Below are 22,429 nucleotides of genomic sequence, written 5' to 3' on the forward strand. Positions count from 1 at the left end.
TCCTATTTTCCAAGACAGAAGCGCGAGAATATCTCGCCCAATACCATTTCAACATCTACACGCCCGATCAGCGCATCAAGCTTTCTCAGCGCAGTTCTGAGATTCTCGGCCGCCAGCTCTGTTCGCTCAGCGCCAGCCTTTACCTCAAACACCGCCTGATCCAAAGCCTCTTTCGCATCCTCCATCGCGATGCGATGCCTAAGCTGCGTCGCGGTAGCGACCCCTGATGCTCTCTCTGAGAGCTGAGAAGCGATGTGCTCTATCAACTCATCGACGCCTTCGCCTGAGGCACCCGATACTGTGCCCACGCCACCACCGTGCATATCACCTTTGCCAAGCAGCGTAATATCGCCGTCTCGCAGAGTAACTGAGGGCACCTCCTGCGGATCAGACTTCAGGAAAACTCGCAGATCAGCACGCTCAGCCCGTTCCAGAGCACGGCCTACGCCGACCCGCTCAATCACATCGTCCGTGTCCCGCAAACCTGCTGTATCCAACAGCGTCACAGGCAAGCCTGCAACATCCATACGAACTTCGATCACATCACGAGTGGTTCCTGCGATTTCCGAGGTGATCGCAGCCTCACGGCCAGCTAACCTATTGAGAAGAGTAGATTTTCCTGCATTCGGCGCCCCAAGAATGGCCACCTCAAACCCGTCCCGAATACGTTCAGCGGCAAAGGTGCCCTTGATCTCCCGACCGAGCGAGTTTGATACCTCACCGATCAGTTCAAGAACTTCAGGGGCGACATCGACTGGAACCTCTTCATCTGCGAAATCAATGGTAACCTCCAGCAGGGCAGCCGCTCTCAGCAGCTTTTCGCGCCAGTCGGATACAACATCCCCCAAAGCGCCCGAGAACAGGCGCACGGCCTGCATACGCTGCGCCTCGGTCTCGGCATCGATCAAGTCGCCAAGCCCTTCGACCTGAGCAAGGTCCAGCCTGTCATTCTCCAAGGCACGGCGCGTAAATTCACCTGCATCGGCCATTCTGGCTTTGCCGCTTTCGCCGAGAAAACGCAAAACACGGGCCACCACAGCGGGGCTACCATGGGTATGCAGCTCAATCACATCCTCACCAGTGAAACTGGCGGGGGCGGTGAACCGCAGCACCAAGGCCTCGTCAATCAGACTGCCGGCTGTATCGCGCAGTTTACGCAGCGCAAAACGCCCCGCTTCAGGCGCGCGCTCGGCTAGGTCTTCGCAAATCTCGACAGCGCGCTCACCCGAAATACGGATGACCGACACCCCGGCCCGTCCGGCCGCAGATGCGAGAGCGAAAATCGTATCCATTGGTCCTCACGAGCCAAAGGGAAGCCTGACCTGACGCCAAGTTTCGCCTTATGTGTTCATCGAGTCAAAGAATTCAGCGTTGGATTTGGTCTGCTTGAGTTTCGAGATCAGGAAGTCGATCGCATCCGTTGTGCCCATCGGGTTGAGGATACGACGCAGAACATAGGTTTTCTGCAGATCGACCTTATCAACCAACAGCTCTTCCTTACGCGTGCCAGATTTAAGGATATCCATCGCAGGGAAGGTCCGCTTATCCGCAACCTTACGGTCCAGCACGATCTCGGAGTTACCAGTGCCTTTGAATTCTTCGAAGATAACCTCATCCATCCGGCTGCCCGTATCGATCAGCGCGGTTGCGATGATGGTCAGCGAGCCGCCTTCTTCGATGTTACGCGCGGCACCAAAGAAACGCTTGGGGCGCTGCAACGCGTTGGCATCCACACCACCTGTCAGAACCTTACCAGAGGATGGCACGACGGTGTTAAAGGCTCGGCCCAAACGCGTGATCGAATCCAGCAAGATGACAACATCGCGCTTATGCTCAACAAGGCGTTTTGCTTTTTCGATCACCATCTCGGCCACGGCAACGTGACGTGTCGCAGGTTCGTCAAAGGTAGAGGATACAACCTCACCCTTCACGCTGCGCTGCATATCCGTCACCTCTTCAGGGCGTTCATCGATCAGCAGGACGATCAGATAGCATTCCGGGTGATTTTTCTCGATCGAATTGGCAATATTCTGGAGAAGAACAGTTTTACCAGTCCGTGGCGGCGCCACGATCAGCGAACGCTGGCCTTTACCAATCGGCGCAACCAGATCGATAATCCGCGCAGAGCGGTCCTTGATCGTCGGATCTTCGACTTCCATCTTCAACCGCTCATCAGGATAGAGCGGTGTGAGATTATCAAAGGCCACTTTATGACGGGCTTTTTCAGGCTCTTCGAAGTTGATCTTCGACATTTTCGTAAGTGAGAAGTAATTCTCAGTCTCGCGCGGCGATGCAATCATACCTTCAACGGTATCACCCGTCCGAAGGCTGAATTGACGGATCATGTCAGGCGAGACGTAAATATCATCAGGGCCTGGCAGATAATTGGCCTCAGGCGAGCGTAGGAACCCAAACCCGTCCTGCAAGACTTCGAGAACTCCATCGCCAAAAATGTCCCAACCTTCCTCAGCGCGTTCCTTGAGGATCGCGAACATCATGTCGCCTTTGCGCATGGTCGAGGCATTTTCAATCTCAAGCTCTTCAGCCATCGAAAGAAGGTCTTTTGGGGATTTGGCTTTCAGGTCAGCCAGATTCAAGGAAGTGTCGCTCATCGAAAAAATACCGATCTCGCGCGGGGAAACCCACCGCGTCATACATCATTGGAATGGAAAATCAGCGCGCCGGACGGCCCGTTGGGTAACCAAGTAAAGTTCAAACCTGTTCAAGTCAACTCTTGGCAGGATTGTCAGCTCATCGGAGGGAAAGAGGCAAATCTTCTTTTAATATAAATATTAAGATTAAAGGATTGTTGTTGTTGTTATGTCGTTGATAACGAGGATAGCTCGGTTACGCGCAACCCGTCCAAAGCTTTATCCCCGTGCCGTATTTGGAAAAACTCAAGTGGTTTGATAACCCAAATATATCGATATTAGTGTTTAATAACATTGATTTAAGGAATTAAAACCTGTGCATAAGCCGGTGATAGATTTCGGGTAAGCCAAGTAAGTGATTTTTTCCAAACAGCGGTGCATGAAAACCTGTCCTTGGGGAAAAAACATGGTTTCAATCGGGTAAACATACCGAAACCCGTAGCCGCTTCGTCGGGATGGAAATATACAGGATTTTGTTAACAGAGCGTTACACGGGTTCTCCCACAGGCTTATCCCATGAAAAATTTGATCCTCGCTTCAGCTTCCCCAGCCCGACAGGGGCTTTTGTCAGCAGCTGGCATCGAGTTTACCTCTGTTCCAGCGCGAATTGATGAAGAATCGATCCGTCTTTCGCTGAGGGCCGAATCCGCCAGACCGCGCGATGTGGCTGATACTTTGGCCGAGTATAAGGCGCTCCGTGTGGCCGAGAAATTCCCTGATGCATTGGTTATGGGCTGCGATCAGGTGCTGGATTTCAAGGGCGAGGTCTTATCGAAGCCTGAAAGTCTTGCAGAGGCCGCTGATCAATTGCGTATGCTTCGGGGGGAGCGGCATAAACTTCTCTCGGCCGTGGTGATCTATGATGATGCTAAACCTGTTTGGCGTTTCATCGGTGAAGTTCGCCTTCTTATGCGTGACATAAGTGACAGCTATCTTGAACAGTATCTGGAGAGGAACTGGCCCGATATTGCTGAAAGTGTCGGAGGATACAAACTCGAGAAAGAAGGCTCACGGCTCTTTACTCGGGTCGATGGAGACTATTTCACTGTTCTCGGACTGCCACTGTTGGAACTGTCCGCATATTTAGTAACGAGAGGGATCATCGAAGGATGAGCGAAGACATTCATCTGGCAGGTGTCATAGGGGACCCGATCGGGCATAGTAAATCGCCCATTTTGCATGGTCATTGGCTCAAGCGGTATGGGATCAATGGGCATTACATCCCGATCCATGTCGCACGGGATGATTTTGCAGATGTTCTGAAAACACTGCCCAAAATGGGCTTCCGCGGTGTGAATGTGACCATCCCGCATAAGGAAACGGCCCTGCAAATCGCGGATACGATCACGGATCGTGCGGCTTTGATCGGTGCGGCCAATACCTTGACCTTCACAACATCCGGCACGGTTCAGGCGGATAATACCGATGGCATCGGTTTTCTTGCGAATATTAAGCAGAGGTTTCCGGATTGGAAAGCCTCGAACGGGTCCGCGCTGGTTCTCGGCGCTGGTGGTGCATCGCGCGCGATTGTCTCGGCTTTGCTTGGTGATGGTGTTTCAGAGGTTATTTTGGTGAACCGCACAAGATCCAGATCCGAGGCTTTGCGTGATCAACTCGGTGCGCGGATCAAGGTGGTGGATTGGACAAAAATTCCAGAAGTTCTGCCCCATGTTGCAACCGTCGTGAACACCACTTCGCTGGGTATGGTCGGGCAACCAGCGCTGAAAATTGACCTTACAGGGCTCAATAAAGATACGGTCGTCAATGATCTCGTTTATGCTCCTTTAATGACTGATTTTCTCCTGCAGGCTGAACGGGCTGGAGCCAATATCGTAGATGGTTTGGGAATGTTGCTGCATCAAGCAGCCCCAGGTTTTGAACGCTGGTTCGGTCAGCGGCCCGATGTGGATGATGACCTTCGCAAAGCGGTTCTCTCGGCATGACCTATGTTTTGGGCCTGACAGGCTCGATCGGGATGGGAAAATCAACGACAGCAGCGTTTTTCCGTGAAGAGGGCATCCCCGTTTGGGATGCAGACGAAGCTGTTCACTGCCTTTATGGGAAGGGTGGGAAAGCCGCCCCGAAAATTGCTGCTGTTTGGCCGAAAGCCGTCTATGACGGGCAGGTTGATCGGGCCGAGTTGAAGCGCTGGATCGCTGAAGAACCTGACGCTCTGAAAATCCTCGAAGAAATCGTGCATCCCTTGGTTGCCAAAGACCGAGCAGCATTTCTTGAAAGCCATAAATCGGTGGGTCTGGTGGTTCTGGATATTCCGCTGCTGTTCGAAACGGGCGGGGATGCAAAAATGGACGGTGTTCTCGTCGTGTCGGTTCATGCGGACATCCAACGCAAGCGTGTGCTGGAACGCGATACGATGACGTCTGGGATGTTTGAAAACATTCTCAGCCGTCAGATGCCCGATGCTGAAAAGCGTAAACGCGCTGATTTCGTTATCGAGACGCGAGAGATTGAACAAACCCGTGCAGATGTGAAAACCTTGATCGCAAAGCTGACCGGAGAGCCCCATGCGTGAGATCGTGCTTGATACCGAGACCACAGGTTTTGAACCAAACGAAGGTCACCGTTTGGTCGAGATCGGGGCGATTGAATTGTGGAACCATGTCGCAACTGGGCGGGTCTATCACCAATATATCAATCCGCAGCGATCGGTGCCTGTCGAGGCCTTCAATGTGCATGGTCTTGGTGATGACTTTCTGGCCGATAAACCCTTATTCGAGACTGTTGCGCAGGATTTTCTGGATTTCATCGAAGATGCGAAACTGGTGATCCATAATGCGGCTTTCGACATGAAATTTCTCAATGCCGAGCTTGGCTGGGTCAAAAAACCTTTGATCCCTAATGACCGTGCGATTGACACTTTGATGATTGCGCGCCGCAAATTTCCGGGCTCGCCCGCCTCGCTTGATGCGCTGTGCAGACGGTTCGGTGTCGATAACTCCATGCGTGAGAAACACGGTGCCTTGCTCGACTCGGAAATGCTCGCAGAGGTTTATCTTGAGCTGATCGGTGGCAAACAACCTGATTTTGCGCTGTCCATGTCAGGTGGGAATACGTCAAAATCGGGTGAAAGCAGCGCGTGGCGTGCGTTTCCACGCCCGCAAGCGCTGAAATCACGGATAACTGAAGAAGAAACCGCCGCCCATGCCGATTTCATCGATGGCTTGGGCGATGGCGCTTTGTGGAAAACCTATAGCTAAGGCGCTTTAGGCGTCCGGCTTTTTATTGGCCATCTGTTTTGCAACCTCATTGCGATAGATCGATACGAAATCGATCGTCTCGAGGTTCAGCGGCAAATACCCGCCATCGCGAGTCACATCCGAGACGATGCGGCGAATGAAGGGGAACAGCATCCGTGGGCATTCAATCATCAAAAACGGCTGAATCTGCGCTTCGGGGACGTTTTCGATGTGGAAAATGCCAGCGTAATCCAGCTCGATCAGGAAGATCGGCTCGGGCTTGTCGCCTTTGGTTTTTGCATCAACATTCAGCTTAACAATGACGTCATATTGGTTTTCTGTTGGGCGCTTGCGTGCATCCAGACCGACACGAACCTGCACATCAGGCTGCGTTGCACCCTGAACCGCTTTTTGGGCGGCTACGTTTTCAAATGATAGATCACGCACGAATTGCCCGAGGATTTGCATCTTCGGCATAACGGGTGCGGCTTGGCCTGCGCCATTGGTGGCGTCAGAAGTATTCTCGGCCATGAAACTCTCCGGTAAAAATTGTTCGGGGCGGTGTAGCAGTTTGACGGGAAAGCCTCAATGCCGTGTCCAGCCCGAAGGGCCATTGCGCGGCGGATCAATGATTTCACCCGTTTCGTCGATCACTTCGCCAGTCTGGGATGTGTTTTGTGTGCGTTGCTGGCTCTCTGACATAAAGGATTGAACCTTGATGCGCTTGCGCAGCTCTTGGAAAATAAAAGACCTGACAGGCGGGACCAGCAGCGCGAAACCCACAGCATCTGTGAAGAAACCGGGCGTTAGTAGCAAAGCGCCTGAGAAAATGATCATCGCGCCATGGGCCAGATGTTCTGTCGGGTCATTGAGCTGGTTGAAACTGCCACGAAGGTTGTTCAATGCCATCGCTCCTTGAGAACGCACCAATGCTGTTCCAATAACAGCAGTCAGAATGACAATTCCCAAGGTCGGCCATAGCCCGATCGCCTCACCAACCGTGATAAAAAGCCCGATTTCGATCAAAGGGACTGTCAGGAAAGCGAGAAAGAGCCACATATTGCTACCTCAATGCATAAACGGGTGCGACATCGCTGCGGGAAAGATGGACTTGAGCGTGCCTCGTGCCTACATATGTCTCAGACGATCAACAAAAAACCCCAAGACCCATTTGAGGGCCAATTTATGAACTCTTCACTGCTTTCTCTCCTTGTTCTGGCAGGTATTGCGATCTTCCTGATTTTGCGTTTGCGCAGCGTTCTTGGAACGCGGGAAGGTTTTGAAAAACCACCAGCCGCTCAGGCGCCGACACGGGCCAAGACCAAGCGTGACTTTGATGTCATCGAAGGTGGGCCTGATCGCGACATCACCGACCATGTCGAAGATGGAAGTGATGCAGCCAAAGCGCTCACCGCGATGAAATCTGCCGAGCCTAGTTTCTCGGTCAGTGAATTCTTGGGTGGTGCGCGCGGTGCCTATGAGATGATTCTGATGGCCTTCGAAAATGGCGATGTGGATGGTTTGAAGCCTTTCCTTGCCGATGACGTGATGGAAACATTCGAGTCCGTCATTCAGGCTCGCGAAGAACAGGGCCTGACCATCGAAGCCAGCTTTGTCGGTATTCGTGAATTGGCTTTGGCCGATGCAACATTTGATGCTGCAACCAAAGAGGGCGAAATATCGGTTCGCCTCATGGCTGAACTCACTTCGGTTGTACGCAATGCGGATGGCGAGATTGTCGAAGGTGACCCCAATGAGATCAAGCGCCAACGTGATGTCTGGACCTTTGCGCGCAGCATGGGGTCCTCTGACCCGAACTGGGTATTGGTCGCCACTGGCGAATGATCTATGGCGACGAGCGTTTGGAAAACCGCGCTCGTTGCGCTTATTTGTTTAGGAACACCTGCCGTGGCCGAGCCTGAAGCGCATCTTCTTGAGTTTCGGGATCTCGAAGGCTGGGCTGAGGATGATCATGCCGCGGCCCTTTCCGTTTTCCTAAACACATGTCCCGATCTGGATGAGCCGGAATGGGCAACTCTATGTGCCGTGGCAACCGACCATCCGTTGGAGCATGCCCGCAGTTTTTTTGAGCTGTTCTTTCGCCCCGTGATTACAGGTGGCGATAGCCCCGCCTTGTTCACAGGATATTACGAGCCGGAATTGCGCGGATCGCTGCGTAGGCATGGGCCTTATCAATACCCGATCTACCGCTTGCCGCCTGAAGTCAGCGGTATCTGGCGCACAAGACAAGAGATTGAGGAAAGCGGCGTTCTGGATGGCCGTGGCTTGGAGATTGCTTGGATCGATGACCCTGTAGAGGTGTTCTTCCTGCAAATCCAAGGCTCTGGCCGTGTTCGCCTTGATAACGGGGCGTTCATCCGTGTCGGCTATGGTGGCAGAAACGGGCATCAATATAGCTCGATCGGTCAGGAATTGGTGCGGCGCGGGGTGTATGAGCCGCATCAGGTTTCCGCGCAGGTGATCCGCAATTGGGTGCGCCGCAACCCGCAGCTTGGCCGCGAATTGCTGCATCACAACGATTCTTACGTTTTCTTCCGTGAGGTCGAGATTGATGATCCATCGGATGGCCCCCTTGGTGCGATGAACCGTTCGATCACAACCGAGAGGACCATCGCTGTCGATCCCGAATTCACCCCGCTGGGCGCGCCTGTCTGGATCGAGAAAGGCGGGCTTGCCCCGATGCGGCGATTGATGGTGGCCCAAGATACAGGCAGCGCCATTCGTGGGCCGCAACGCGCTGATATTTTCTATGGCTCTGGCGATGACGCGGGCGATGTTGCAGGGCGTATCCGTGATCCTGGGCGCATGATCACCCTGCTTCCGATTGAAATCGCGCATCGCATTGCCACGGATGTCTGAGGAATGGCTGGGCGCAGAAAAAAGGGCCTAACTCCTGATGATCGGGACCTTTGGGCGCGCGTTGCCAAGACGGCCACCCCTTTAAACAGCCGCCCCGCGAAAATCGAAACGCCACCGAAAGAGATTTTCGACAAGCCAAAACCCAAGACAACCGCCAAACCGATTGAACCTTTTCAACTTGGGGCGAAGGCCAAATCAGGCTTGAGCGGCCATGTTCTGACACCGTCAATTTCGGAAAGCGTCGCGAAAGATCCGCTTCGGATGGATCACCGCACTCATGGCAAGATGCTGCGCGGCAAACTCAAGCCCGAAGCGCGGATTGATCTGCATGGCATGACAGTCGCCGAGGCGCATCCCGCGCTGACCAGGTTCATTTTTGAAGCGCATGAGCGCGGTTTGCGGTTGGTTCTGGTCATCACAGGCAAGGGTAAGGACCGTGCCGATGATGGGCCGATGCCCGTTCGGCGTGGCGTGTTGAAACATAATGTTCCGACTTGGCTAAAAGCCCCGCCCTTGGGCCGCATGGTTCTGAATGTACGGGAATCCCACCTCCGCCATGGCGGAAGCGGGGCTTATTATGTCTATCTCAAGAAGTCCCGCTGATGCGGGGACGCGCGAAGGCCTAAAGCACGTAGCGGCTGAGATCAGCAGAACTCATCAAAGCGCCCAAATGTTCTTCGACGAAACTGGCGTCTACAACCACATCCTCGCCCGAGCGATCAGGGGCTGAGAAACTCAGCTCCTCGAACACACGCTCGAGAACAGTATAAAGCCGCCGCGCGCCGATATTCTCGACGGTTTGATTTACCTCGGCGGCAATCCTAGCGAGCGCCGCGATCCCGTCTTCGGTAAAGCTGACACCAACCTCCTCGGTTTGCATCAAGGCGGTGTATTGGCGCGTCAGGGCGTTGTCGGTCTCGGTGAGAATGCGAACAAAATCCCCTTCGGTCAAAGCGCGCAATTCAACGCGGATCGGAAGGCGACCTTGGAGTTCGGGCAACAGATCAGACGGCTTGGCGATGTGGAATGCGCCAGAGGCAATGAAGAGGATATGGTCGGTTTTGACAGGCCCGTATTTCGTTGAAACGGTGGTGCCTTCGATCAATGGCAGAAGATCGCGCTGAACCCCTTCGCGGCTGACATCGGCCCCGCGCGCATCCGAGCGCGCCGCGACTTTGTCTATTTCATCAAGGAACACGATGCCGCTTTGCTCGACCGCGTTGATGGCTTCGCGGTTGACCGTTTCTTGGTCGAGAAGATTATCAGCTTCTTCCTCGATCAGCAGTTCATAGCTGGCAGCAACACTCAATCGTTTGCGGGTTTTGCGGCCACCAAAGGCTTTGCCAAAGAGATCACCCAAATTCATGCCACCGGGCATACCGCCCATTCCCCCCATACCGCCGGGTTGGCCGGGAATTTCGAACATCGGCATCGGGTTGCTGGTATCGGCAAACTCTAATTCGATAATGGTGTCGTCCAGTTCGCCCGAGCGGAGTTTGCGGCGGAACATCTCGCGGGTTTGATCACGCGCATCTTCGCCTGCCAAAGCTTCGATCACGCGATCTTCTGCAGCGGTGTGGGCGTTGGCCTTAACCTCTTCGCGCATATGTTCGCGCACCATGATCAGCGCGGCATCCACCAGATCGCGAATGATCTGTTCGACATCGCGCCCGACATAGCCCACTTCGGTGAACTTTGTGGCTTCAACCTTGATGAAAGGCGCACGAGCCAGCTTGGCCAAGCGGCGGCTGATCTCGGTTTTGCCGACACCTGTGGGGCCGATCATCAGGATGTTTTTGGGATAGACCTCATCGCGCAGATCATCGCCAAGCTGCTTGCGCCGCCAACGGTTGCGAAGGGCCACGGCCACGGCGCGTTTGGCGTCATTCTGGCCGATGATAAAGCGATCAAGTTCCGAGACAATCTCGCGGGGGGTTAGATCAGTCACGAGGATATCTCCTGAGGTGTTTCGATTGCGGCCCATGGTGGAAGGCGGTCCTTGCCTTTGAACTCTGGCAAGCGGCGCATGATAGAGCCGCGAATGGCCTCCCATTTTGCGCCGAGCGTGATCAATCCCATGCCAAGAATGAGGATCACGGTAAAGGCTTGGCCCTCCATCAAAGTGATCGAGAGCGCAACGATATACCCCACACCCGAGACGAGGAAGGAACGCCGATCAATCACAATCGCCATCAAAGCGATGAAACCGATAAAGGCAATCAGCAGCATTTGCGTGGCGAAGGTATCAATATCAAGCAGCGAAAGCGCCACAGTGTTCACGATGGCAGGCGCCGCGATTACATGCAGCCAGAAGCCTGTGGCCGAGCGGCGGGTCAGACGATGCGGATCGCTCATGTCAAAACGCATGGCAACCGCGAAGGTTGCGATGCCGACAAGGATGGTAACCAAGGCAAAAGGCCCGTCAGCCGTCAGCAAGAACAGATCAGATATATTCCGCTGGTTCTGGTCGAGATTGCCAAGAAGGCTGAACAGCGTGACGAACACCCCGATCGCAATCAGCGCGGCCGCAAAGGGGACGCGGAACCAGAGGTAATACCCACAAAGAAGTGCGGTTCCCACCACACCAATGGTTATGAAAATACCGCCAAATTCCACATCGAAAGCAGCCGCCAAAGCCACCGAGAATTGCACGGCATTCAGCGCAAAAAAGATCACCAGCGCGATGGAGGGGGCCACCATTCTGCGGGTCAGGGTGAAATACCGCGCCAATAGAACCGAGGCGATCATGCCAATCACTGAAAAACCCAAGGCGCGGCTATAGCCTTGCTCAAGCGCCAAGATCGACAGGCCTGTCAGGCCCGCCCATCCCATATAAAGAATTGCCATGCCGACAACGATGAAAATCTCGTTGAAGCCACGAAACAACTCAAAGGGTTCATCAAGCCCCGACATATGAGAGCGCACACCACGCCGCGTATCAGCCAGCGATAACAGTGAGGCGGCCTGCGCTTCGCTCATCATGCCTGCGCCAACGGCTGCGCAAATATCATCGCGGGTGATGTCAGTCATGGCTGATCTGCTCAACAGTCAGGTTTCCATTTGTGTAGACACAGATATCAGCGGCAATCACCATGGCTTTGCGCGCGATCTCCTCGGCGGAAAGATCGCTATCAATCAGGGCACGTGCCGCGGCCAGCGCGAAATTTCCGCCCGATCCAATGGCAGCAATCCCGTGTTCGGGTTCAAGCACATCGCCTGCGCCAGTGATGACGTAAAGATCGGTTCCATCGGTCACGATCAGCATCGCTTCGAGTTTCTGGAGGTATTTATCGATCCGCCAATCCTTGGCCAATTCCACACTAGCGCGCTGCAATTGCCCGGGTGACGCTTCGAGCTTTGCCTCCAAACGCTCCAGCAAAGTGAAGGCATCAGCCGTCGATCCCGCAAAACCAGCCACGACATCATAGCCACCGGGGCTGAGCCTGCGCACCTTGCGCGCGCTGCCTTTGATGACGGTTTGCCCAAGGCTGACCTGACCGTCTCCAGCCACCACAACCTCGCCGCCTTTGCGCACGCCGATGATTGTCGTGCCGTGCCATCCGGGAAATTCGTTGGAACTCATATCGCCTCCATCATTTCACTCTATATGGACGGGGCAGAGTCTCGGAACAACCGCTAGAGGGGCCAATTTTTCCGACGCGGCACCCGCACCGCAAGCATTGGCATCAACCATGGCTTCCTGAACCGCGTCAGATCAAGCGCTTCATGGACGCCTATGCTTTCTTCACCATTTATGCGCGTTTTGACGGCTGAGCGGTTGTAAAAAGGCGCGTCTAGCATGGCTTTGACCTGCCTCGGCTGAAATCCGCCATCTGCGCGGGTTTCGCGGCGCACACCCCAAAACGGGCGTGAAATCTTGGCTTTGGGCGGGGCCTCCATGGCTTGCGCCTGCCCAGTTTTGTCAAAGCGGATGGCGGCTGCAAGCTCGGAGCCGTCCCGCCTTGCGGCATCATAGAAACAGGCCGCCCCTTTGGATGTCGGAAAGCGGCCCCATGTCCAATAATCGAAATCGGCCTCTAGGGCGCGGGTGCCGAAATTGGCATCGAAATAGCCATGCCCCGACCAATCCCAACCCGATCTGTTAAGTTTAACCTCGATATCCGAGACTGGGCCGAAAGGCCGCCAGATATGGGCACCATCTTCGGTCAGCGGTAGTTCAATGCCTGTAATGGCGGAGGGTCTTATCGTGACCGTTCCACGGATCGCCTGTGCATGCGGGGTGCTGATCTCATTGATATCGACGATCAGTTTATCGCCATCCCAATGCATTGAGGACGGACCGATCTGCAAAGTATCATCGCTGAGATCGAGCGCGTCTTCGCCCCGATCTGTCATTGTCCAGCGCCCGCCGCGCCCATAGGTGACGACATTCAGGCAGCAGTGATTTGCGGGGTTCTTTCGCCCTGACCACCGATACCAAGGCGAAAACACCGAGCCGATAAACCCGATGATCGAAATGGCTTTGCTGCCATCATGGCTTATGCCGTCGACATACCACCACGCGTAGCCATCTTCGGGGACATTGAGGTTGAAGTTAGGTCGCTCAAGATCGCCGCGGCCGCATGCTGCCCTGAGAGACAAGCCATCGGAATCCCCGCCCCCGGATGGACCCCGCCCCCCGCCAGATACAGACCCTTGAGCGCGCTGCGCACCGTGGGACGTTTGAAGGCGGCCATCATTCCATGTGGGCTCAGCCCGTAAAGGGATCCGCCCGATCCGGGAAACAGGCTGTTGAAGATCGCGGGCGTGCTCAGCGCGTGATCGGTTGGCTCCTCCGAGAAGGCCAGCCCCCTTTGGCGCAAAATCGGGAAAGTCGTGGCTCGACATAGGTCAATCTCCTCCTGCGAGCCCGGCATATTGGCCGGTGCATTCATGATAATCTCAAACCGCTCAAGGCCTGAGGGCGCGTCGCCCCCACGATCTTGCGCGCAGATATAAAGCGTCGGATCTTCTGGCATTTTGCCCTGTTTGATCGGGTCGAACTCACTGCGGGGGTCGTGCCCGAAAAAGACATTGTGATGGGCCAGATCAACGCCAGATGGTTTGGCCGCAAAACTCCAGACCCAAGCAGACAGGCTGCGTGGCTCAACGCTATCGGCGGGAATGGTGCTGGTGGCGGCCTCGCCCAAAAACCCTTGGGCCAAGGCGCGGGGGTCACCGTTGAACACCACCAGATCAGCGGGCAGTTTGCGGCCATCGCTCAGGTGAACCGCGCTGACGGCACTGCCTTGCTTTTCGATCCGCGAAGCGGCGATCCCAAAATGAAATTCCGCGCCGCGCGCCTTCGCCAGATCATGCATTGCTTGGGCAAGCTTATGCATCCCGCCCTCAACCCGCCAAACACCACGCGCCTCAGACTCCCAGATCAGCGAGAGCAGGCTGGGGCTTTGATAGGGAGAGCCGCCGACATAAGTCGCATACCGCCCAAAAAGCTGCCGCAGGCGCGGGTCGCTGAATTGCTGTGCAAGCGCGCGCGCGAGTGTTTTTCCCGGAGCCATCAAGCGCGCCAGATTTGGGCGGGTCACGACATGGCGCACCAATCCCGCAAAGGACGGGCTGGGCGCCATCATCATCGGCTGTTCAAACCCGTCAAACAACGCGCGCGCCTTTGATTGGAACTGCCGAAACTCGCGCTCGGACCGGTCGCCTGCGAAATTGCCAATCGCATTGGCTGATTTATCGGGGTCATCGAAAAGATCAAGCTGGCTGCCATCGGGCCAAAAATGTCGCGCGAGGGTCTCTTCGCGGTGAAGGGTCACGTGATCGGATAGCCGCTCGCCAATATCTTCAAAAAGCGTCTCGAAGACATGGCGCATGGTCATGACCGTTGGTCCTGCATCCACAGGCCCTGCATCAGATGGAACCGTGCGCATTTTGCCGCCGGGCTGGTCATGCAGATCAATGACCTGCACTTGCAAACCCGCATGGGCCAAGCGCATAGCCGCCGATAATCCGGCGATACCAGCTCCTATAACGACCGCGTTTTTCGGTCTTATGGGCAAAAGAGCCCTCCCCATCTGTAAAGATTAGTTGACACATATAGTTGACAGAAGGGCACACACTGTCCAGTGTAATTTACAGTATGAGGCGAATTCCGAACGCCTATTCTCTCATTTCTGGAGGCAGCATGCCCCTGAAGGCCCGTATAGAAACCGCGTTGAGCGCAGCCATCACAGCAGGCCAGCAGGGATCGACGCCCGCTAAGCTGGCCTCGGCCTTGGAGTATTCGGTTAGCCCCGGCGGTGCCCGCATTCGTCCCACGATCTCGCTCTCGGTTGCAAAGGCCTGTGGCGATCCAAACCCTGTTTTGGCAGATGCGGCGGCGATCTCGATTGAGTTGATCCATTGCGCCAGCCTTGTGCATGATGATCTGCCTTGTTTCGACAATGCCGATATTCGGCGCGGCAAACCTTCGGTGCATCGCGCCTATTCCGAGCCGCTTGCCGTTCTTGCAGGCGATTCCCTGATAATAATGGCCTTCGAGGTTCTGGCGCGCGCCGCTACAACCGACCCAGAGCGCGCGATTGCATTGATGCGCATTCTTGGCGCCAGCACGGGTATGCCCGGTGGCATTTGTGCGGGCCAAGGCTGGGAGAGCGAGAGCAAGATTGATCTGTCCGCTTATCACCGCGCCAAAACGGGGGCTCTGTTTACGGCGGCCACCTGCATGGGGGCCGCTGCCGCAGGCGAGGACCCTGAGCCATGGCGCGAGCTTGGCGCTCGAATCGGTGAGGCCTTTCAGGTCGCCGATGATTTGCGTGATGCGCTCTATGATGAAGAAAAGCTTGGCAAACCTGCACAGCAGGATGAAATCAATGGCCGACCCAATGCCGTTACCGAATTAGGCGTTCGTGGCGCGATCAGCCGTTTGGAAGATATTCTTTCAGGTGCGATTTCATCGATTCCATCTTGCCCCGGCGAGGCCGCGCTTTGCGAAATGGTGCGCGTTTATGCCGAGCGGCTGACGCCCGTTCTGCCCGCAAGATATGCGGCAGAATAACCATGGGTCTCACTGAGTATCCGGGCAATAGAGGCGGTGACCTCTTTGAGAAATTTCAACAATGGCGCAATAGCTTAGCAGGGTCTCGCAGGTTCCAATCTTGGGCTGCACGCTTTCCTTTGGTGAAATATCTTGCGCGCCGCGATGGTGAAAAACTGTTCGATCTGGTGGCAGGGTTTTCCTATTCGCAAACCCTGCAAGCCTTTGTGGCTTTTGACCTTGCAACGCATCTCAAGGCAGGCCCGCGCAGCGCGGCTGATCTGGCGTTGAGATGTGATGTGCCGCAGCGCCGAATGGAGGTGCTGTGCCAAGCTGCTGCTGCTTTAGGCCTGCTCAAGCGGTGCAAAGACGCCAAATTCGCGCTGGCCCGATTGGGTGCCGCGGTGCCTGGCGTGCCTGGCCTGCGCGAGATGATTTTGCACCACGATGTTCTCTACCGTGACCTGCAGGATCCAGTGGCATTTTTTCGGGGTGAGACGGATACGGAACTCGCGGGGTTCTGGCCTTATGTCTTCGGTGCGGCAGGCGATGTGGACCCTGAAATCGCGCAAACCTATTCCCAGCTTATGTCCGATAGTCAGGTGTTGGTGGCCGAGGAAACATTGAAGGCGGTTGATCTTTCTTCTTGTGGGAAACTGCTCGATATCGGGGGTGGAACGGGCGCATTTCTTTCGGCTGTCGGGGCCAGCTATCCCGACCTTGCGTTGCAATTATTCGATTTGCCCGAGGTCGCCCCCCATGCGCAAGCGCGGTTCGAGCGCGAAGGATTGGCGGATCGCGCCAGCATCACAACGGGCAGTTTCCGCGAGGATTCGATTCCCGAAGGGGCAAGCACCATCAGTTTGGTGCGCGTTCTATACGACCATCAGGACGAAACCGTTCGCGGATTACTGGCCAAGGTTTTCAATGCTTTGCCGGAGAATGGCAGCCTTATCATTTCTGAACCGATGTCGGGCGGCTCCAAACCTGATCGCACGGCAGATGCCTATTTTGCCCTGTATTGCATGGCCATGCGCACGGGCTGTGTCCGCTCGGCTGATCGGATTTCACAGCTGCTCAGCGAAGTTGGCTTTGCCGATATTTCCCAAAGAGCAACAGACCGCCCCTTCATTACCCGAGTGGTAACAGCGCGCAAACCGTCAAATCAGTTAGACAAATCTGTCAATAATATTTGACATACTAGAGTGTAACGGTAGATTGACACATAACGCGACAATCTGTCAGTTCATCAGACAGGCGCGTAATTGAGGGATGGAACATAAAGTGCAAACAAGCGCTGTCATATTGGAGGGTCCAAAAAAACTAGGCGTCGGCGACGTTCAGTTGAATGACCCCATGGCAGATGACCTGATTGTCCAAGTTAGCCATTCCGGAATTTCCACAGGTACCGAAAAGCTTTTCTATTCAGGGGAAATGCCCCCGTTTCCAGGCATGGGCTATCCGCTTGTGCCTGGGTACGAATCCGCTGGCGAAGTGGTCGAGGCGGGCGTGAATACGGGTTTCAAAACCGGTGATCGCGTCTTTGTTCCGGGTGCGAATTGCTACAGCGACGTGAAGGGCCTGTTCGGTGGTGCCGCGGCGACTTTGGTCACGGGTGCCGATCGCGTTGTTCGAATCGATAGCGCGCTTCAGGCCGAAGGTGCATTGCTTGCTTTGGCCGCAACGGCCCGTCATGCGATGGCTGGGCTTGATAAGAAATTGCCTGAATTGATTGTTGGCCATGGTGTGTTTGGCCGCCTTCTGGCGCGTCTGACCATTGCGGCTGGCGGCAAGCCTCCCACCGTATGGGAGATTAACCCAGACCGTGCGACTGGCGCGGTGGGTTATGAGGTTATCCACCCCGATCATGATGAGCGCCGCGATTACAATTGCATCTATGATGCCTCGGGCGTGTCTTCGCTGCTGGACAGTTTCATCGGCCGCTTGGCCAAGGGCGGCGAGATCGTTCTGGCAGGCTTTTATGCCGAACCCTTGAGCTTTGCCTTTCCACCCGCCTTCATGCGGGAGGCCCGTTTCCGCATCGCAGCCGAATGGACCCGCGACGACCTCGTGGCGACGCGCGACCTGATCGATCATGGCGCGCTGAGCCTATCCAACCTGATCACACATAATGTGCCAGCCAGTTCTGCTCAGGAGGCTTATCCAACAGCCTTTGATGATGCGTCCTGCTTGAAAATGATCCTCAACTGGGAGAACGCCGCATGACCCTCGATATTCCGAATCTCAAGGATTTCGACCAGCGCCTTCGTGACGAAGCCTCCGAGGAACCAACGCTGGAGGTTCCCCAAGGGGAGCCGACAAAGAAAACCCAGATCATCGCGATCTATGGCAAAGGCGGTATCGGCAAAAGTTTCACGCTGGCCAATCTCAGCCATATGATGGCCGAGCAGGGCAAACGCGTTTTGCTGATCGGGTGTGATCCGAAATCCGACACCACGTCGCTGCTCTTCGGCGGCAAAGCCTGCCCCACAATTATCGAGACCTCCACCAAGAAGAAGCTTGCTGGTGAGGAAGTGAAAATCGGCGATGTCTGCTTCAAACGCGGCGGAGTATTCGCGATGGAGCTGGGCGGCCCCGAAGTGGGTCGTGGCTGTGGTGGTCGCGGCATTATTCACGGTTTCGAATTGCTCGAGAAGCTGGGCTTCCATGATTGGGATTTTGATTATGTCCTGCTCGATTTCTTGGGCGATGTGGTCTGTGGCGGCTTTGGCCTGCCAATCGCACGCGACATGGCGCAAAAAGTGATCTTGGTCGCCTCGAACGATCTGCAATCGCTTTATGTGGCTAATAACGTGTGCTCCGCCGTGGAATATTTCCGCAAGCTTGGTGGCAATGTCGGCGTTGCGGGTCTTGTGATCAATAAGGATGACGGCTCAGGCGAGGCTGAGGCCTTTGCACAAGCGGTTGATATTCCGATCCTTGCTTCGATCCCGCAGGATGATGACCTGCGCAAGAAATCGGCGAATTACCAGATTGTCGGCACCGATGAGAGCCAATGGGGCGCGCTGTTCGCAGCCCTTGGCGAGAATGTTGCCGTTGCCCCGCCAATGCGGCCAACCGCGCTAAGCCAAGATGAGCTTCTGGCGCTGTTTGACGGCTCGGAAACGGGTGCGGGTTATGTGCTGGAACCCGCCACCGACAAAGACATGCGCGGCAAGAATGCCATGCCGCAAAAATCCCTCGAAGTTATTTACGACGAGGCATGAACAGATGACTGAAGAAATCAGATACGATACCGCAGCCGACGCCGAGGTTATCCTCGGCGAGGACCGCGACGCATCTGATCCTTCGGTGCAGGCCGTGGGCGTTGATGGCATGGGTTGCCATGCGGGCGCAGGCGAGATGGAAAAGGCTGCCCGCATGGCAGGCAAATCCGAAATCCTTGATCAATACGCCAAGGATTACCCCCAAGGCCCGCATGACAAACCTCAAAGCATGTGTCCCGCTTTTGGCTCGCTTCGTGTGGGTCTGCGGATGCGTCGCACAGCCACCGTTCTCAGCGGATCGGCCTGTTGCGTCTATGGGCTTACCTTCGTGAGCCATTTCTATGGTGCGCGCCGGTCTGTCGGCTATGTGCCGTTCAATTCCGAAACGCTCGTTACTGGTAAGCTGTTCGAGGATATCCGCGAGGCTGTCCACGATATGGCCGACCCTGATCGCTATGACGCGATTGTGGTCACCAATCTATGTGTTCCAACAGCATCTGGGGTGCCTCTGCGGCTTTTGCCGGACGAGATCAACGGAGTTCGGATCGTAGGCATTGATGTGCCCGGATTCGGAATTCCCACCCATGCCGAAGCCAAGGATGTCTTGGCAGGCGCGATGCTTAACTATGCCCGAAAGGAGGTGGAAGCCGGTCCAGTGCAAGCTCCTATCTCGGGTAAATCAGACCGTCCAACTGTCACTTTGTTGGGCGAAATGTTTCCTGCAGATCCTTTAGGGATAGGTGGGATGCTCGCGCCACTCGGTCTGGCGGCAGGTCCGGTCGTTCCCTGCCGTGAGTGGCGTGAGCTTTATTCAGCACTTGATTCCGAAGTTGTTGCTGCAATTCACCCTTTCTACACCTCTGCCATTCGTGAATTCGAAGCGGCGGGTCGCAAGATTGTGGGCAGCGCACCTGTTGGCCATGACGGCACGGCGGATTGGCTGTCTAATATCGGGCGCGCTTATGGCGTGTCCGAGGATAAAATCGGGGCGGCGCATAATGCCTTCCTGCCCGCGATCAAAGATGCATTGGCGGCAACGCCTATCAAGGGCACAGTTACACTTTCTGGATATGAGGGTTCAGAGCTGCTGGTCGCGCGTCTGTTGATCGAAAGCGGTGCCGATGTGCCCTATGTCGGTACGGCTTGCCCCAAAACCGAATGGTCCCGCAGCGATGTGGACTGGCTTGAAGCCCGCGGTGTGAAGGTGAAATTCCGCGCCTCGCTTGAAGATGATTGCGCCGCGATGGAAGCAATCAAACCCGATCTCGCCATTGGAACAACACCCGTTGTCCAAAAAGGCAAAGAGCTTGGTATCCCGAGCCTCTATTTCACCAACCTGATTTCAGCACGCCCCTTGATGGGCCCTGCTGGTGCAGGCTCTCTGGCCCAAGTGGTAAATGCCGCGATCGAGAATAAGGGCCGCATGGATCACATGCGCGACTTCTTCGAAGGCGTTGGCGAGGGCGATACCGCTGGCATTTGGGAGGGCAGCCCGAATGAGCGGCCCGAATTCCGCGCCGCGCATCAAAAGAAACTCGACAAAGCGGCCCGCGCCGCCAAAGCGCAGGAGATGATCTGATGCTCGTTCAAGATCATGATCGCGCGGGTGGCTATTGGGGGGCGGTTTACGCCTTTACGGCTGTGAAAGGTTTGCAGGTTGTCATCGATGGCCCTGTGGGCTGTGAAAACCTGCCTGTGACATCTGTGTTGCATTACACCGATGCCCTGCCGCCGCATGAATTGCCGATTGTGACGACAGGTCTGGGCGAAGAAGAGCTTGGCCGTGACGGTACCGAGGGCGCGATGAAACGCGCTTGGGAAACGCTTGATCCTGCACTGCCTGCGGTTGTTGTCACAGGCTCCATCGCCGAGATGATCGGCGGTGGCGTGACGCCCATGGGCACCAATATCCAGCGCTTCCTTCCGCGCACCATTGACGAGGATCAATGGGAAGCGGCTGATCGTGCGATGACATGGATTTTCACGGAATTTGGCATGACCAAAGGCCGTATGCCGCCTGAAAAGAAACGCGAAGACGGGGCTGCCCCTCGGGTCAATATTCTTGGGCCGATGTATGGCACTTTCAATATGCCTTCCGATCTGCATGAAATCCGCCGCTTGGTGGAAGGCATCGGGGCCGAGGTGAATATGGTCATGCCGCTTGGCAGCCATCTGGCCGAGATGCGCAACCTCGTGAATGCCGATGTGAATATTTGCATGTATCGCGAATTCGGGCGCGGATTGTCGGAGGTATTGGGCAAGCCCTATCTGCAAGCGCCAATCGGGATAGAATCAACCACGAAATTCCTTCGGACATTGGGCGAGATGCTCGGCCTTGATCCCGAGCCCTTCATCCAGCGCGAGAAGCATTCCACCATCAAACCTGTTTGGGATCTCTGGCGCTCGGTCACGCAGGATTTCTTTGCGACCGCCAGTTTCGGCATTGTCGCCAATGAGACTTATGCCCGTGGTGTTCGCAATTATCTTGAAAACGACATGGGGCTTCCCTGTGCCTTTGCGGTCGCGCGGACCGCTGGCAAAAAGACCAATAATGACGAAGTGCGCGCCATGATCCATGGCAAGCGGCCTTTGGTCCTTATGGGGTCGATCAACGAGAAAATGTATCTGGCCGAGATGTCGGGTGGCTTTGGCCCGCGCCCGAATTTCATCCCTGCCAGCTTCCCTGGCGCTGCCATCCGGCGCGCAACGGGAACCCCCTTCATGGGATATGCAGGGGCCACTTATATCATGCAAGAAGTCTGCAACGGCTTGTTCGATGCCTTGTTCCACATCCTGCCTTTGGGCAGCGAGATGGACAGTGTCGAGGCCACGCCCACCACGCTCCGCCGTGATTTCCCATGGGATACGGATGCGCAGACCCTTCTGGACAGAATCGTCGCCGAACATCCGATCCTGACACGGATTTCGGCAGCCAAGAGTTTACGTGACGCCGCCGAGAAAGCGGCCCTCGAAGAGGGCGCTGAACGCGTTGTCCGTGAAACTGTGGAGAAGCTCGCACCAGCGAACCTTCCCATGGAGAACGAGGGAAGAGAGAAATGACTGATTTCACATCAGATACCCACGTCACACGGCGCAAGCCGCTGAAGACGGAGTTCATGTTCTACTTTGGGATCATTTTCCTAGCGACATTGCCATTGGCGACCCTGACTTGGGCGCTGGCGGCAATCCGTTCGGGAAGCTTGACCACCAAAGGACCCATTAAGCGCGCGTTGAGCCAAGCTCGGATCATCACACCGATGATTTTCGCCGCCTAAACGTCTCTAACTATGCTGTTAGAGCCTGATTAGACCCAGGTGAGGCATAACAAGAGACGCATAAAAACCTCGGCGTGACGACCGGAGCCGATACCGAATTCGCCAAATGTCCAGCAGGGCAGTTGGCGGAATGCCGGCGGGGTATGAGACCCTTGCCGGAGCCCGGCCGCAGGGTGTGCGGCATCGGTCTAACATTCCG

Annotated in this window: 23 protein-coding genes; 14 read left to right on the top strand and 9 right to left on the bottom strand. The window is 55.5% G+C overall.

All coding sequences use genetic code 11. The features are described from left to right. Window positions 1–2: 2 nt before the first annotated feature. Together mnmE and rho are read right to left on the bottom strand one after the other, a co-directional pair. The gene (gene mnmE, locus ACTYEO_RS06185; RefSeq protein WP_449322842.1) at window positions 3–1,292 is read right to left on the bottom strand and encodes a tRNA uridine-5-carboxymethylaminomethyl(34) synthesis GTPase MnmE; all 1,290 of its coding nucleotides are present in this window, start codon (window positions 1,290–1,292) and stop codon (window positions 3–5) included. 48 nt (window positions 1,293–1,340) lie between these two features. Beyond that, window positions 1,341–2,612 carry a transcription termination factor Rho gene (gene rho / locus ACTYEO_RS06190; RefSeq protein WP_449322843.1) on the bottom strand — a complete coding sequence of 424 codons (1,272 nt, stop codon included), beginning with the start codon at window positions 2,610–2,612 and terminating at the stop codon, window positions 1,341–1,343. 555 nt (window positions 2,613–3,167) lie between these two features. Here rho and ACTYEO_RS06195 point away from each other — a divergent pair. The 4 genes from ACTYEO_RS06195 to dnaQ are packed head-to-tail and all read left to right on the top strand — an operon-like array spanning window position 3,168 to window position 5,869. Beyond that, window positions 3,168–3,764 (top strand): Maf family protein, encoded by a 597-nt coding sequence (locus tag ACTYEO_RS06195; RefSeq protein ID WP_449322844.1) that lies wholly within the window; start codon window positions 3,168–3,170, stop codon window positions 3,762–3,764. After that, window positions 3,761–4,594 (top strand): shikimate dehydrogenase, encoded by an 834-nt coding sequence (locus ACTYEO_RS06200; RefSeq protein ID WP_449322845.1) that lies wholly within the window; start codon window positions 3,761–3,763, stop codon window positions 4,592–4,594. The genes ACTYEO_RS06195 and ACTYEO_RS06200 overlap by 4 nt, the downstream gene beginning before the upstream one ends. Beyond that, the gene (gene coaE, locus ACTYEO_RS06205) at window positions 4,591–5,184 is read left to right on the top strand and encodes a dephospho-CoA kinase (protein ID WP_449322846.1); all 594 of its coding nucleotides are present in this window, start codon (window positions 4,591–4,593) and stop codon (window positions 5,182–5,184) included. The genes ACTYEO_RS06200 and coaE overlap by 4 nt, the downstream gene beginning before the upstream one ends. Further along, complete coding sequence (dnaQ, locus tag ACTYEO_RS06210; protein ID WP_449322847.1) at window positions 5,177–5,869, top strand: DNA polymerase III subunit epsilon; 693 nt, start codon at window positions 5,177–5,179, stop codon at window positions 5,867–5,869. The genes coaE and dnaQ overlap by 8 nt, the downstream gene beginning before the upstream one ends. 6 nt (window positions 5,870–5,875) lie before the next feature. On the opposite strand, the gene secB is transcribed toward dnaQ, so the two are convergent. Together secB and ACTYEO_RS06220 are read right to left on the bottom strand one after the other, a co-directional pair. Continuing rightward, window positions 5,876–6,379, bottom strand: coding sequence for a protein-export chaperone SecB (gene secB, locus ACTYEO_RS06215; RefSeq protein ID WP_449322848.1), 504 nt, complete (start codon window positions 6,377–6,379; stop codon window positions 5,876–5,878). 54 nt (window positions 6,380–6,433) lie between these two features. Further along, window positions 6,434–6,907, bottom strand: a complete 474-nt coding sequence (locus tag ACTYEO_RS06220; RefSeq protein WP_449322849.1) for an FxsA family protein — start codon at window positions 6,905–6,907, stop codon at window positions 6,434–6,436. Between the two features lie 126 nt (window positions 6,908–7,033). Between ACTYEO_RS06220 and ACTYEO_RS06225 the strand changes: the two genes are divergently transcribed. Genes ACTYEO_RS06225 through ACTYEO_RS06235 form a run of 3 tightly spaced genes read left to right on the top strand, consistent with a single transcriptional unit; the run spans window position 7,034 to window position 9,331 of the window. Beyond that, entirely contained in the window at window positions 7,034–7,693 is a 660-nt protein-coding gene (locus ACTYEO_RS06225) for a Tim44/TimA family putative adaptor protein (protein WP_449322850.1), read from the top strand. A 3-nt stretch (window positions 7,694–7,696) separates the two neighbouring features. Next, window positions 7,697–8,728 (top strand): murein transglycosylase A, encoded by a 1,032-nt coding sequence (gene mltA / locus ACTYEO_RS06230; protein ID WP_449322851.1) that lies wholly within the window; start codon window positions 7,697–7,699, stop codon window positions 8,726–8,728. Between the two features lie 3 nt (window positions 8,729–8,731). Beyond that, window positions 8,732–9,331 (top strand): Smr/MutS family protein, encoded by a 600-nt coding sequence (locus ACTYEO_RS06235; RefSeq protein WP_449322852.1) that lies wholly within the window; start codon window positions 8,732–8,734, stop codon window positions 9,329–9,331. Window positions 9,332–9,350: 19 nt separating this feature from the next. Here the strand turns inward: ACTYEO_RS06235 and hslU are convergent, their stop codons facing one another. The 5 genes from hslU to crtD are packed head-to-tail and all read right to left on the bottom strand — an operon-like array spanning window position 9,351 to window position 14,766. Further along, window positions 9,351–10,676: an ATP-dependent protease ATPase subunit HslU gene (gene hslU / locus ACTYEO_RS06240; protein ID WP_449322853.1), complete on the bottom strand. Its 1,326-nt coding sequence runs from the start codon at window positions 10,674–10,676 to the stop codon at window positions 9,351–9,353. Continuing rightward, window positions 10,673–11,758, bottom strand: a complete 1,086-nt coding sequence (locus ACTYEO_RS06245) for a hypothetical protein (RefSeq protein WP_449322854.1) — start codon at window positions 11,756–11,758, stop codon at window positions 10,673–10,675. Before ACTYEO_RS06245 ends, hslU begins: the two co-directional genes overlap by 4 nt. Then, complete coding sequence (hslV, locus tag ACTYEO_RS06250) at window positions 11,751–12,311, bottom strand: ATP-dependent protease subunit HslV (protein ID WP_449322855.1); 561 nt, start codon at window positions 12,309–12,311, stop codon at window positions 11,751–11,753. The genes ACTYEO_RS06245 and hslV overlap by 8 nt, the downstream gene beginning before the upstream one ends. 53 nt (window positions 12,312–12,364) lie before the next feature. Next, complete coding sequence (crtC, locus tag ACTYEO_RS06255) at window positions 12,365–13,231, bottom strand: carotenoid 1,2-hydratase (RefSeq protein WP_449323006.1); 867 nt, start codon at window positions 13,229–13,231, stop codon at window positions 12,365–12,367. Further along, a complete protein-coding gene (crtD, locus tag ACTYEO_RS06260) occupies window positions 13,228–14,766 on the bottom strand; it encodes a 1-hydroxycarotenoid 3,4-desaturase CrtD (RefSeq protein WP_449322856.1) in 1,539 nt (512 codons plus the stop codon). The genes crtC and crtD overlap by 4 nt, the downstream gene beginning before the upstream one ends. Before the next feature lie 110 nt (window positions 14,767–14,876). Here crtD and ACTYEO_RS06265 point away from each other — a divergent pair, with 110 nt between their 5' ends. The 7 genes from ACTYEO_RS06265 (at window position 14,877) to pufQ (ending at window position 22,230) form a co-directional block, all read left to right on the top strand. Then, window positions 14,877–15,749 carry a polyprenyl synthetase family protein gene (locus tag ACTYEO_RS06265; protein WP_449322857.1) on the top strand — a complete coding sequence of 291 codons (873 nt, stop codon included), beginning with the start codon at window positions 14,877–14,879 and terminating at the stop codon, window positions 15,747–15,749. Window positions 15,750–15,871: 122 nt separating this feature from the next. After that, the gene (locus tag ACTYEO_RS06270; protein WP_449322858.1) at window positions 15,872–16,924 is read left to right on the top strand and encodes a methyltransferase; all 1,053 of its coding nucleotides are present in this window, start codon (window positions 15,872–15,874) and stop codon (window positions 16,922–16,924) included. Window positions 16,925–17,012: 88 nt separating this feature from the next. Then, window positions 17,013–17,954, top strand: coding sequence for a chlorophyll synthesis pathway protein BchC (bchC, locus tag ACTYEO_RS06275; protein WP_449323007.1), 942 nt, complete (start codon window positions 17,013–17,015; stop codon window positions 17,952–17,954). Further along, complete coding sequence (locus tag ACTYEO_RS06280; protein ID WP_449322859.1) at window positions 17,951–18,955, top strand: chlorophyllide a reductase iron protein subunit X; 1,005 nt, start codon at window positions 17,951–17,953, stop codon at window positions 18,953–18,955. Before bchC ends, ACTYEO_RS06280 begins: the two co-directional genes overlap by 4 nt. A gap of 4 nt (window positions 18,956–18,959) precedes the next feature. Next, window positions 18,960–20,534: a chlorophyllide a reductase subunit Y gene (gene bchY / locus ACTYEO_RS06285; protein ID WP_449322860.1), complete on the top strand. Its 1,575-nt coding sequence runs from the start codon at window positions 18,960–18,962 to the stop codon at window positions 20,532–20,534. Continuing rightward, complete coding sequence (bchZ, locus tag ACTYEO_RS06290) at window positions 20,534–22,015, top strand: chlorophyllide a reductase subunit Z (RefSeq protein ID WP_449322861.1); 1,482 nt, start codon at window positions 20,534–20,536, stop codon at window positions 22,013–22,015. The genes bchY and bchZ overlap by 1 nt, the downstream gene beginning before the upstream one ends. Further along, a complete protein-coding gene (gene pufQ / locus ACTYEO_RS06295; RefSeq protein WP_449322862.1) occupies window positions 22,012–22,230 on the top strand; it encodes a cytochrome PufQ in 219 nt (72 codons plus the stop codon). The genes bchZ and pufQ overlap by 4 nt, the downstream gene beginning before the upstream one ends. Window positions 22,231–22,429: the final 199 nt, after the last annotated feature.

It is taken from the genome of Rhodophyticola sp. SM2404 (assembly GCF_053570515.1).